Annotated in this window: 7 protein-coding genes; 2 read left to right on the top strand and 5 right to left on the bottom strand. The window is 43.3% G+C overall.

All coding sequences use genetic code 11. From position 1 onward, the window contains the following. Window positions 1–75: 75 nt before the first annotated feature. The 5 genes from AC59IL_RS17850 to AC59IL_RS17830 all read right to left on the bottom strand — a co-directional run bounded on the left by AC59IL_RS17850 (window position 76) and on the right by AC59IL_RS17830 (window position 8,311). The gene (locus AC59IL_RS17850; RefSeq protein WP_496553534.1) at window positions 76–1,533 is read right to left on the bottom strand and encodes an RICIN domain-containing protein; all 1,458 of its coding nucleotides are present in this window, start codon (window positions 1,531–1,533) and stop codon (window positions 76–78) included. A gap of 54 nt (window positions 1,534–1,587) precedes the next feature. After that, on the bottom strand, window positions 1,588–3,141 hold the full coding sequence (locus AC59IL_RS17845) for a RagB/SusD family nutrient uptake outer membrane protein (RefSeq protein WP_496553533.1): 1,554 nt from the start codon (window positions 3,139–3,141) through the stop codon (window positions 1,588–1,590). Between the two features lie 11 nt (window positions 3,142–3,152). Next, complete coding sequence (locus tag AC59IL_RS17840) at window positions 3,153–6,587, bottom strand: SusC/RagA family TonB-linked outer membrane protein (protein WP_496553532.1); 3,435 nt, start codon at window positions 6,585–6,587, stop codon at window positions 3,153–3,155. A 28-nt stretch (window positions 6,588–6,615) separates the two neighbouring features. Further along, window positions 6,616–7,692: a FecR family protein gene (locus AC59IL_RS17835; protein WP_496553531.1), complete on the bottom strand. Its 1,077-nt coding sequence runs from the start codon at window positions 7,690–7,692 to the stop codon at window positions 6,616–6,618. A gap of 64 nt (window positions 7,693–7,756) precedes the next feature. Beyond that, window positions 7,757–8,311 (bottom strand): RNA polymerase sigma factor, encoded by a 555-nt coding sequence (locus AC59IL_RS17830; protein ID WP_496553530.1) that lies wholly within the window; start codon window positions 8,309–8,311, stop codon window positions 7,757–7,759. A gap of 441 nt (window positions 8,312–8,752) precedes the next feature. On the opposite strand from AC59IL_RS17830, the gene AC59IL_RS17825 reads away from it, so the two are divergent. After that, window positions 8,753–9,289 carry a hypothetical protein gene (locus tag AC59IL_RS17825; protein WP_496553529.1) on the top strand — a complete coding sequence of 179 codons (537 nt, stop codon included), beginning with the start codon at window positions 8,753–8,755 and terminating at the stop codon, window positions 9,287–9,289. A 321-nt stretch (window positions 9,290–9,610) separates the two neighbouring features. After that, on the top strand, window positions 9,611–12,796 hold the full coding sequence (locus AC59IL_RS17820) for a reprolysin-like metallopeptidase (protein WP_496553528.1): 3,186 nt from the start codon (window positions 9,611–9,613) through the stop codon (window positions 12,794–12,796). Window positions 12,797–12,868 lie beyond the last annotated feature (72 nt).

Raw genomic sequence — 12,868 nt, 5'->3', positions numbered from 1 at the left:
CCGCTATTTTATACCCTAACCAGAGGAGCCCCCTGCAAATGCAGGAGGCTCCCGGCAGGGTAGGATTTGCCTTTATTATAACTGAACGAGTTTCCATTGCTGGTTATAACTTGAACCACTATACCATTGTTGCATAGATGATCCATTGGTGGTTTGTCCACCTGTATCAAGACACTTACCCGTGGTGAGGTTTACTACTTTATAATAACCGCTCCCAACGGAAACAAGTGTCCAGCGCTGGTTGGTGCTCGAGCCTAAAGCCCATTGTTGAACAACAGAGCCGTCGGTAGTATTGGTACCCACGTCAAGACATTTCTTTCCGGTAGCACAACTTAATGTATAATAGCCGGCTGTATAGCTTACATTCCATTGCTGATTGGTGCTCGTGCCATCCTGCCATTGTGCAACAGCTGCACCGTCGGTTGTGCTGCCGAGGTTATCGAGATAAAGACCGCTGGCCCGGTTCTGCAGTTTATATTTTCCATCGGTAATGGGCCCCTGCCATTTTGTGGTTGAAAGTCCCCATGCCCACCTGAACATGTTAGCGCAACCCGGGTTTACTTCAACCAGGTTATTGTTTGCTACATACCAGCGATAAGTGTCGATATCGTTTACGCCCGACCAGGCAATAGTTCCCATGCTTTTGTCTTTTGAATAGGCTAAACCGCCTGTTAAGAATGCCTGATCTTCATATACACCCGTATCCCATTGCCACCAGAAACTAACATTACGATATGTTTCAACGCCTATTTCGGTAACAACAGTTCTTGAAGCGTATGAACCCACTTTACCCGATATTATATTATAGTAACTCGACCATACATTATACGACCCGTAAAACCACCAATAGCAATGAATTCCGAGATATTGGCTGCTTAACCGGCTATCATTCCCTACTGTTACTACTTCTCCGGCATATCCTGTACCATCTAAAATGCATTTCCACGACGTAGCGTTCAACGTATTTAGAAAATTGGTATACAAATTACATAAATCAGTGCCGGAATAATCTACAGGTTCGTTGATGGGTTCATAATATACCGAGGTGTTGTTTTTATAAACAGTATTCACCGTTTTCCACATCGTGTACCATTGCGTAGAGTCGGGCACATGATGCACTCCGATGGGCCAATAACAAAGGATCACCTTGCACCCGTTCGCAACAATTGCGTTTATGGCCGACTGATACACCGGCCAATAAGATGAGCTGGAGGCAGTCAACGGAGTAATTGGCATTCGAATGGTAGTACCACCTGCTGCCTTTACAGAATCAGAGATCCGTTTTCCTACCGTGGCCGCATCCGTTGCCGATATGCCAGATGACAAACCACTGGGGGTAACAACCCGTGAGGGCGCCTCGTTGCCGTTAGGGTCGGCCCAATTTATTCCCCGCAAATTATTCGTATTTGCAGGCGTGTCATTGGACTGCGCTGCAGGAGCGGAAAGCGATTCGTCTGCATTTTTTTCTTTTTTTGAACAGCCGGCTATAACAGCCAGCAAACAAATTACCTGAATAAGGATGATTTTTTTCATATGACTGTATTTATATGTTGGTTTAATACATACAAAACGGAAGCAATCTTTTTATTAATAGCCCGGATTATTGGGAAGCAGATTTTTATTGATATCTATATCGGCCTGTGGAACGGGCCACAGCCATCCTTTTGCGGCATCGAAACTCCTCGTTTCCATTTTGATCTGCTTAAATGTCCATGTCGCCGAACCGGAAGGGTTCGACAGTAACGATTTATCGTAGCCATATACATCATGCACGAGGGTAGCATCCTGCCATCTTAACATATCGGCATAGCGTGTTCCTTCGTTATAAAATTCTACCCTTCTTTCATGGCGCACGATAGCTCTTAACTGAGCCTGACTCAGTCCTGTTCCTTCAACCGATTCAACGGTTGGCATATTTACCCTGGCCCGAACTTTATCGATCAAAGTATAAATTTCCTGCGCCGTACTTCCTGATTCGATGAGCGCTTCTGCACGCATGAGATAAATATCCGCATAGCGCATCAGGATGGTGTTAAGAGAACAATTATTAACGTCTGCAATACCGATGCTGGCATTTTTACGGGGCCGTGCACCACAAGGCACCTGGTCAAGCGCCGGTATAAAAGTGGTTGAACCGGATTTAGAACCAGGCAGTACAACCGATGCCGCTAATCGTGGATCACGATTTGTAAAAGGATCCTGCGCATTATAACCCGAGGCTGCGTTGGTAATAGGCAAGCCATTCGTCATGTAATAAGAATTGATCAGGTCAGCGGTAACATTTGCGGTGGGCCAGCTGGTAAGCGACAGGGCAGCTGAAGGCCATGGCTGGGCCTGTGTGGTGGGAATGTATTGAATATCAAAAATAACCTCTGAGTTATTTTCATGGGCTTCATCGAACAGGGCTGCGTAGTCGGTATATAAACTGTACTTGCTCAGATTTATTACATCCAGGGCTGCCTGTGCAGCATCTGCCCATTTCTGGTTATAAAGTAACACTTTTGCTTTATAAGCAAGCGCAGCTCCTTTTGTAGCACGGCCTGCATCTGTTCCTGACCAGGAAGCAGGAAGTGCTTCAGCGGCTGCATTTAAGTCTAAGAGAATCTGTGTGAGCACTTCGCTTTTGGCAGTTCTGGATACATACGCATCTGACAAAGCCTGAACGCTCGTAATAAGTGGTACGTTTCCGAAATAAGTGATCAGGTCGGAATAAGCATAGCCTCTCAAAAATTTAGCTTCGGCAGTCATTTGCGCTTTTATATCATCACTTACAGTTGCTTTGCTGATGTCCTGAAGAAATTCGTTGGCCCTTGCAATAATGGTATAATCCTGCGTCCATTTGGCGTACGGCGCCCAGCTGCTTGAGTTGGTAAGCCATTCACCCACTTCCTTCGATCCCTGCCACGAATCCTGGCAATAACCATTGTCACTCATAAATTCGAACTGATAAAAATGGGAGGGGGTTGCATTGGGTTGAATAGCATTATAGATCCCTATCAGCGCCATTTTGCATTGCGTTTCATTCTGATAAAATGTAGACGGAGAAAGCCGGTCTTTTGGCGTTTTATCTAAAAGACCTTTTGAGCAACCGGTAAAAGCCAATATTGAAATGGAAAGAATGATTTTATTTATATTTTTCATATCCTGCTCGTTTAAAAGTTAACATTTACACCCATCGTCATTACGCGAACCTGCGGGAAGGCCTGCGCCCTGGTTTGACTAACTGTTTGCTCCGGATCAAAACCTTTGAACTTTGTAATGGTAAAGGCGTTTTGAACGTTTCCGTACAACCTGAGCGATTTGATGCCTGCTTTGGAAAGGATATCCGGGCTTATAGAGTAACCCAGTTCAATATTTTTCAAACGTAAATACGAAGCATTTTCCATGTAGAAAGACGAATGAATGTTATTCCGAACACCGTCAAGGGTCAGCCGGGGATATTTATTCGATGGGTTTTCCGGTGTCCATCTTCCCTGCCACCAGGAGCCCATATTGGCAAAACCACTGAATGGGGTAGCGATCTCATAGTAGGTATATCCCTTAATACCCTGAACGCCCTGAAAGAATACACCCAGATCAAACCCTTTCCACTCTGCATTGAAATTGAAGGCATAGGTGAGGTCGGGAAACTGGTTGCCTATTATTTGCCGGTCATTGTTCATGTCAACTATACCGTCACCATTCAGGTCCTTATATTTGATATCGCCCGGTTGTGCGGTGTAGTTAGCTACCTGAACTACGCCTGATTTAAGGGTGTAGGTACGGTTGGCATATGGTATGGAGGCATCGCTGTTATTTTGCCAGGTGAAATCCGAGATCTGGTAAATGCCGTCCATTTTGTATCCGTAAAATGAATTGATTGCCGCGCCTACTTTAATAGCCTTGGGAGAAGTAAGCTGCTCTGCTACATTCATTTTGGTTATTTTATTTATTATGTGAGAGGCATTAACGGATGTTCTTATTTTGAGCCCGTTTGAAAATTCTGTTCTGTAGGCCACAGATAGTTCAATACCCTTGTTCTGTACTTCGCCGGCATTTGCATAGGGTGCTGATTCGGCCATCGTAAGCGGTATTGGTTGAACCAGCAATAAGTTTTTGGTCCTTTTGTCGAAAAAGTCGGCAGTGATCTCCAGGTTATTTTTCAAAACCAGGTCTGCACCAAAGTCAAGCTGCTGTGCGGTTTCCCAGGTCAACTGTTTATTGGTCATAGCAGTAACAGCCACCCCGGAATATAAAGTACCGCCAAGCGAATAGTTCTGTCCCGATGATAAAATATCGCTTCCGTTGTAATAGTTGTTTATATTCTGATTGCCTAATCTGCCCCATGAAGCACGCAGTTTAAGATGGTTCAGCCAGCTCAGGTTTTCCATGAATTTTTCTTTTGATATTATCCAGCCTCCTGAAAAAGAGGGGAAGGTGCCCCATTGATTGTTCTGGGAGAACCGGGATGAACCGTCTCTTCTGATATTGGCTTCAAATAAATATTTCCCGTTGAAGGCATAATTAATGCGTCCAAAGAAGGAGCGCAATCCAAGATCGTAGCTTCCTGAATTATTGGTTTGTGTAGAAGCATCGCCCAGGTTAAGCACCCGCTGTGTGTTGTTTACAAAGTTGCCGCGGTAGCCGCTTTCCCAGTCATACGTGAACTCTTCTTCAGAATAACCGCCGAGAATGCTAACATCATGTTTGCCGATGGTTTTGTTGTACTTCAGGAGAGCCGTCGTTAGTGTTTGCACATCTGTTTCATTGGTAACATTCAAATTTGAAGCTAAATTGGTGGTAGTGCCGCTTTCATTATATAAGGTTACGTTTGCGTGAAAAGCATTCGCTTTTGAAGTGGTCACATTATAACCATACGTGATCTGGGCGCTTAAACCGTTCAGTATTCTGTATTCAGCTTCCACCTGTCCGCTGAAATTATAGCGTTTTGTCAGGTTGGTGCTACCTTCTTTAATTTCACCGTAGAAGTTTCGTTCCCCGTTAACAGACACCCATTTTCCAGCTGCATTTTGCAGGGGATGAATAGGCGCCAACGTGGCGTACCATTCTGCGCTCCACAAATCAGTAGGTTCATTTTTCACGCCCAGATTACCGGCTAATTTTGCTGAAATTCTCAGCCGCTTGTTCTTTAAGAAATAAGCATCAATGTTTGAGCGGAAGTCTGATTTCTTATAACTGGTTCCCACCAGAATGCCATCCTGGTTCAAATGGCCGAACATCAATGCATAGTTGATATTATCAGTTCCGCCAGAAAGGCTCAACCGGTGATTTTGAATATTCGCATTTCCATAGTATACCTTAAAATAATCGATGTCGGGGTACATTACATCGTTATGTGCTGCATATTTCGCAATGATAGAGTCAGGATATTTTATGGCGCTGCCTGAATTCACAGAGGCTTCATTATAAAGTGTTGTATAATCTACTGAGTTTAAAACATGCGGCAACCGGGTTGGGCTTTGCCTGCCGATATAGGCGCTGTAATTAATATTTATTTTTCCGGCAGCGCCTTTTTTGGTAGTGATCAATATTACGCCATTGGCAGCCCTGCTACCATAGATAGAAGAAGATGCGGCATCTTTCAGCACAGACATGGATTGAACATCGATTGCATTGACATCGGTAATATTTCCCGGAACACCATCAATTAATACCAGGGGTGAATTGTCGCCAAATGTACCTACGCCACGGATATCAATAACAGCGCCGTCATCTCCGGGCTTTCCGGCACTTTGCAGCGCATATACGCCCGAAACGGTGCCTTGCAAAGCCAGGCTTGAATTGGTTAATGGCCGGGTTGCCATGTCATCCATTTTAACTACCCCAACAGAACCTGTTAAATTTGTTTTCTTTTGCGTGCCATAACCAACCACCACTACATCGTTCAACGTGGTTTTAATTTCAGCCAGCGTTACTGTAATATCAGAAGTATTCGTAACCTTTACTTCAACATCCTGATAGCCAACATAGCTGATCACAAGTACATCGCCGGGCTTCGCATCAATTTTGAAGTTGCCCTTTTCGTCGGTTGTTGTTCCCGCGTTGGTGCCTTTTATTACAACCGCTGCTCTGGAAACAGGTTGTCCGTTTTTGTCAACCACTTTTCCGCGCACCTCCGTTCCCAGGTCGCTCATTCCGGGAATATTTGTTGGAGCTGTTGTGGTTATATTAGGTGTTGTGGTGTTTGTTGTGGTGGTATTGATAGCGCTGGGTGGGGTGGTGGAAGTGCTCTTCCTGGGCGGCGGCACTACCGTAACTGTATTTTTCGACCACTCAAAAGCTGTTCCTGATTGCTTGCTTATTTCGGTCAGCAATTGTTTTAACCTGAGTTTCCTGGTCGATACTTCCACTGACTCTTTTACATTTAACTCTGTAGCGTCATAAGCAAACTTCACACTGGCCTGCATTTCTACAATAGTAAAAAGCTCAACTAATAAAAATTTCTTTTTATTGAGTTTAATAATAGTGTTGTTGTAATCCTGATCACTCTTATCAGGCCCGGCCTTCGCATTGTTGTAAAGGCAAATGGCAATCATTAGGGATAGTGCATAGAATACCTTCCCTCTGAGTAAGCTACATGTACTCATGGTTTTTGTAGTTTAAACGGTTTAATTTTTAGTGAATCGTAATTACATTTCCATTGGTGCTATAGGAAAGCTGTTTTGACAGGCAAATACTTTTTACTATTTCTTCAGGGGAATTACATGTAAAGGAACCATTAAATCTGAACGCCGACTTATTACTTAGATTTATCAGCCGGATATTGTAAACTTTATCAAAGCGGTCGGCTATCTCATTGAAATCTGCATTCTTAAATACAACGATACCCACCCGCCAACCTGTTTCTTCATCCATATCGTACTTCGTTTTCGCAAGCGTTAGATCAAACTTATTTAAAACGCCCATTTCAGCGGGCACCAGTTCTACAGGTTTACCTAATATATGTTTACTTAATGGATCACTGATCCTGTCGAGCTTAACCTTGCCGGTAACCAATGCCACCTTTGCCTGTTCTTTATTCGGGTAACACTGCATGTTGAACGAAGTGCCCAGTACTGTGATCGCCAGGTTTGAGGTAACTACATGAAAAGGATGCTTCGAATCGTGTGTCACCCTGAAAAAAGCTTCACCGGTAAGCTGCAGCTCCCGGGTGGGCCCCGTAAATTTTGATGGATACGTTAACTTGCTGTCTGCATTCAACTCTACTTCCGAACCATCGGGAAGCGTAATTTTTGCGCGCTCGCCTTTGGGTACATATTTTTCTACCATTTTCACACTGGCCAACTCCGGTGAAACAGACATTTTATTCTTCAACGCTACAAATACAATAACGCCTGCTGCTATAAAGAGCAACACCGCGGCGCCGGTTAATCTTTTGCTGAGTTTTCGCCTTTTATACCTGTTCTCGATAAAGGTTATCTCCGGTTCTTCTTTGTTGACTTTATCCCGGGAAAGATCATTCAGTGCCTGAACAAAACGCTGTTGTTCTTTCTGAAATTCAGATTCAGAAATTCGCACGGAAAAGGCATCAATATAATTGTTGGCTGATATAACAACATCCAGTTTCTCCGGATGAAGTTTTATCCATTCTGTCCAAAATGTAATATCCGCTTCATTTTCCCTGAAATAATATCGCAGATACGACTCATCTGTAATAAAATCCTCAACACCGTATGATAAATAATCCTTCATGGGTCACTACTTAATCATATGACGGAAGAACAGGAATTTTTTACCGTAAAATTTTCAGATTTTTTTAAGAAGTATGCCTGGCTGAAAAATAATGTCTGAGGCGTTGAACGGCTTCATGTATGCGGTTGTAGATTGTACGTTGCTCGCAGCCAACCATTTGTGCAATTTCTTCGTAATTTTTGTTTTCAAAAAAACGTAAGCGGATCGCCTCTTTTTGTTTATTGGTTAAATGCGAAAGCGCTTCCTGAAGGGTTTTACTGGTTGCTTCCTGCTCCTGAAAAGCAATAATAACCTCCTCGTATGAATATTCATGTACATCATCCATACTTAAGAGGGTGGTTTCGAGGTTCGCCTCTTTCTTTAACGCATCGATCAGCTTTCTTCGAACACAGGTATTAAGATAGCCTCCAACGGAAGTTACGGGGGGAAGTTTTTCGCGATTTACCCAAATAGTAAGGAATGCTTCGTGAATACTGTCTTTTACTATGTCACGGTGTAAACAAATAGCGAAGTTTGAAGAAAAGAGGTAGTGATAAAAAGAATTATACAACTCTTTCAATGCATTAGGGTCTCCTGCACGCATGCAGTTCCAAAGCTCATTAATTCCTGATGGTTGCAATTTTATGATATGGCAAGCTGAATGAAATAATTGTCAAATTACCATTTATTTTATTTTCGCCAAATTTTTTTATCGGTTGGCTGATCTCCCTTGCTACCCATTTGTAGCTTAATAGTGAATTCAAAGACTGAAAAAAATGATAATTGTCAATCGTTTATTCACCATATTAATGTAACCGGCAAATAAATAAAGATTAACTTTAATGCATCTTTTACATTATTCTTTCAAACCTGTCGGGGACTCGTTGTGATTTTCGTTCACTAAAAGAAAACGTATAAAAGTTTATACCCGGGAATTGAAGAACTGAAATTTATCGTCATAACCCCTCTGAATTCAAATTTTTCAGTGCTGTGAAATCACAGGAATTACGTAAGCAATTTGCCTGTGCAGGGTACTTACATACTTCCTGAAAAAACTTCATTCACCTTCAATTTTTCTATTATGGCAAAGTCAATTGAACTTTCTGCAACGAAATGGCTGCTGTCGTTTAGCGTGCTTCTGTTTATCATTGGTTCCTGCCAAAAACAAATGAATCAACTTCAGCAACCGGAACAGGTTACTTCTCTTGTTAATAATTCCAATGCCGAAATTCCTCCATTCAATTTAGAGGTCATTCTCCGTGGCCTGAATGGAGAATTTGGACTAATTAAGTTCCGGCAAAGTGTTGACCCTGCTAAAATCATTACACTCAACACCTCGATACGTGGTCTTGAACCTAACCATCCATATCTTTTACAGCGGGCAGTTGATGTTACTATCGATGGCAATTGCACAGGCACTGCATGGCTCACACTCGGCAAAGGACTTACACCTCAATCTATTTTGACTGATGCCCGTGGTACGGGTACGGAAGAATTATGGCGTGATGTTACGGCTATACCAACAGGATCTGAATTTGACATTCACTTTCAGATTATAGATGCGGTAACCATGTTTGTTGTGTTAACCAGCGATTGTTATCATTATGTAGTTAGGTAGGACTTTTGCAATTTTTAACTTCAGTTCCGTTAGAACTCAACGCCGTTACATTGCATATGTATACGAAGAAGCAATAATTGTAATATTGCCTGCCTCTTTCGTTGTTTCATATTTATTTATTTTTTCTGTTTGTCTTCTTATTAAATCATCTGATTAAGTAAGCTTATTCAATAATGCGATTTGATCAACAGCACTTTCGCTATAAGTCAAATATTTTATAGCTCATGGTGTGTGGGTAATTGTGAGCCCGTACAATTGAAATCGTAGAAAATTAAGCTAAATTTATCCTGTACCATTTTTTACCGTTAAATCTAACTACACATGAGAAAAATTTTGCTCTTCGCAACAGCATTGTTGTGCAGTAAAATATTGCTTGCACAGGATTACTGGAGGCCACACGCAGATGCCGCCAGGATTATTACCGACAAAGCCGTAGCCCGGCTTGCATTTCCGACCGACTTCAAATTATTTGATCTGAATTTTACTCCTTTGCGGAATGACGTATTCAAAACTGTTGGTAATAAGTCAGCACATTCAACGATCATCTCTTTGCCTAATGCTGACGGACAAATTGAACAGTTCGAAATTATAGAAGCTTCCAATTTCGAACCTGCATTACAGGTTCAATTTCCTGAAATAAGGGCATTTTCAGGAAAAGGTATTACCGATAAATCTGCCACATTAAAGTTGAGTATTTCTCCGCAGGGGATACAAACTGTAGTCTTCCGTACGGAAAAGGAAAATGAATTTATTGAACCTTATTCTGCTGACCACACTGTTTACACTGTATTCAAAAAACAACTGAAGGCTTCGCCATGGAAGTGTTCTACGCCGGAGCAACAATTGGCAACTAATATAGGTAACCAGTTACCTAACGTTACTGCCAGGTCAACCGGTGATGTGAAAACATTGCGACTGGCTCAATCTGTTACTGCCGAATACTCCAATTATTTTGGGGCCACAAGCGCTTCACAGGTTTCATTGGTGCTGGCGGCTGTTAATGCTACGCTTACCCGTTGCAATGGTGTTTATGAAAAGGACCTGGCTATCCATCTTAATCTGATCGCGGCCACTACCAATGTATTCTATTATAACGCTTCAACAGATCCGTATTCCGATGCCAGCACTGGCGCCGGCGGAGCATGGAACAGCGAGTTACAAAGTACATTGACCTCTGTGATTGGTGCAGCGAATTATGATATCGGCCACCTGTTCGGTGCATCCGGTGGTGGCGGTAACGCCGGTTGTATCGGTTGCATTTGTGTCGACAATTCAAAAGGAAGTGGTTTTACTTCTCCGGCTGATGGTATTCCGCAGGGAGATAATTTCGATATCGATTATGTTGTGCATGAAGTAGGGCACCAGTTGGGTGCTAACCATACCTTCTCTATGAGCAATGAAGGCACAGGCGTTAATGTGGAACCTGGTTCAGGTATTACCATTATGGGTTATGCCGGTATTACCAGCCAGGACCTTGCTCCACATTCTATCGATATTTATCATGCCGCTTCCATTGCACAAATCCAGTCTAATCTTTCAAGTAAGACGTGCCCGATAACTACCAGTATAACCAGCAATAACGCAACACCTGTTGCCAATGCCGGCAGTAATTATACGATTCCTATCAGCACCCCGTTTGCATTGACTGGTTCAGCTACCGATGCCAATGCCGGCGACGTGCTCACGTATTGCTGGGAGCAAAATGATAATGCCTCATCATCACAAACAGGAACCAGTAGTGTGGCCAGCGCTACCAAAGCATCAGGCCCCAACTGGATATCATTTTCGCCTTCCACATCACCAATAAGATATTTTCCCAAAATGGCGACTATTCTTGCCGGTGGTTTAGTGTCGGGCCCGTTGACAGGTGGTGATGCGGGGGCCAATACCGAAGCATTAAGTTCCGTTTCAAGAACGTTGCACTTCCGGTTAACTGTAAGGGATAATGTTCCTTATAGTTCTACAGCACCGGTAACTATCGGGCAAACCAATTTTGCAGATATGACGGTAACCGTCAGCAATTCATCAGGACCTTTTGCCGTGACTGCTCCCAATACGGCTGTATCATGGGCAGGCAATTCATCACAAACTATAACATGGAATGTAGCGAGTACAACAGCATCACCTGTTAGTTGTGCCAACGTAAAAATATCCATCTCTACCGACGGAGGTACTACATTCAGCACATTAGTAGCCAGCACACCTAATGACGGCACTGAGGCTGTAACAATTCCTAATACACCCACTACAACAGCAAGAATAAAAATAGAAGCCGTAGGAAATATTTTCTTTGATATTTCCAATACCAATTTCACTATTACAGCCGGCTCAGGCTGCGCTTCTCCGGCAGGGTTAACGGCTTCTGCTATTACCACTACATCGGCTACAGTAGGATGGACGGCAGTAAGCGGCGCTACGTCATATGATGTGGATTATAAGGCCACCTCATCCTCTACATGGATCAATGCTGCAACAGCAACAACTGCTACTTCTGTTGGCTTAACAGGTCTTACAACAGGAACTACTTATGATTACAGGGTAAGAACCAATTGCTCCAGCGGCAGCAGTGCTTATTCAGCTGCACAGTTTACTACCACAGGAACAGTCACCTGTGCTGCGCCCACTGGTTTAACCAGTTCTGTAACATCTACCGGCGCTACCGTTAGCTGGACAGCCGTAAGCGGCGCCTCGAGTTATGCTGTAGATTATAAAGCTAATTCATCGGCTACATGGATCAGCGCTGCAACCGCAACCACTGCCACTTCTGTTAGCTTAAGCGGATTAACTTCGACCACATTATATGACTGGAGAGTAAGTACAACCTGTTCAGGTGGCAGCAGTGCCTATACTACCGCACAGTTCACAACAGCCTCAACAACCTGTGCAAGTACATTGGATACTTCAACCAATGGAACAATTGCCGGTGCTGCAACCATTCCGTTTAATACCAATGTCACCGGTCTCATCAGTCCAAGTGCTGATGTTGATAATTATAAATTTGTGATCACTACCAGCGGTACTATCACTATTACATTGACCACGTTACCTGGCGATTATGATCTTAAACTGCTGAACAGCTCAGGTTCACAGGTCGCTATTTCACAGGCAGGCAGCACCACCAGTGAAAGTATAAGCAGAACCGTTAGTGCGGGCACCTATTATGCACAGGTATATGGTTACAATGGGGCCAATAGTGCTACCACTTGTTATACATTACGGGTACAATTAGGTACTGCCAGCCGCGGAACCGATCTTATTACCAGCGATGTGCAGAAAGTGGATGTATTCCCGAACCCTGCCAATAATGTAGTGAACATTAACCTTACAGGTTTCACCGGAAAATCAGATGTGAGTATGTTCGACGTGAATGGCCGCGTGGTATTGCATCGTGAAGTGAGCGCGGTTAACTCGCAGCTTGATATTTCTGCATTGCCTTCAGGTGTTTATATGATAAGGATTAAAAATGGAGCAAAGGAAGTGAATATGACGAAGATCATTAAACAATAAAGACAAATAAAGAAGCCGATACAAAAAAGCCATCCCGGCTCAACCGGGGTGGCTTTTTTATTTGTGTCAGGC

Source organism: Niastella sp. sgz303648, from assembly GCF_059587045.1.
The sequence above is the reverse complement of the archived record's forward strand: the minus strand, read 5'-3'. Positions and strand labels throughout refer to the sequence as shown.

Excerpts from the sequence above, each read along its gene's own strand:
- AC59IL_RS17840 (WP_496553532.1), bottom strand. The coding sequence starts at position 6,587 with ATGAGTACATGTAGCTTACTCAGAGGGAAGGTATTCTATGCACTATCC.
- AC59IL_RS17835 (WP_496553531.1), bottom strand. The coding sequence starts at position 7,692 with ATGAAGGATTATTTATCATACGGTGTTGAGGATTTTATTACAGATGAG.
- AC59IL_RS17845 (WP_496553533.1), bottom strand. The coding sequence starts at position 3,141 with ATGAAAAATATAAATAAAATCATTCTTTCCATTTCAATATTGGCTTTT.
- AC59IL_RS17820 (WP_496553528.1), top strand. The coding sequence starts at position 9,611 with ATGAGAAAAATTTTGCTCTTCGCAACAGCATTGTTGTGCAGTAAAATA.
- AC59IL_RS17850 (WP_496553534.1), bottom strand. The coding sequence starts at position 1,533 with ATGAAAAAAATCATCCTTATTCAGGTAATTTGTTTGCTGGCTGTTATA.
- AC59IL_RS17825 (WP_496553529.1), top strand. The coding sequence starts at position 8,753 with ATGGCAAAGTCAATTGAACTTTCTGCAACGAAATGGCTGCTGTCGTTT.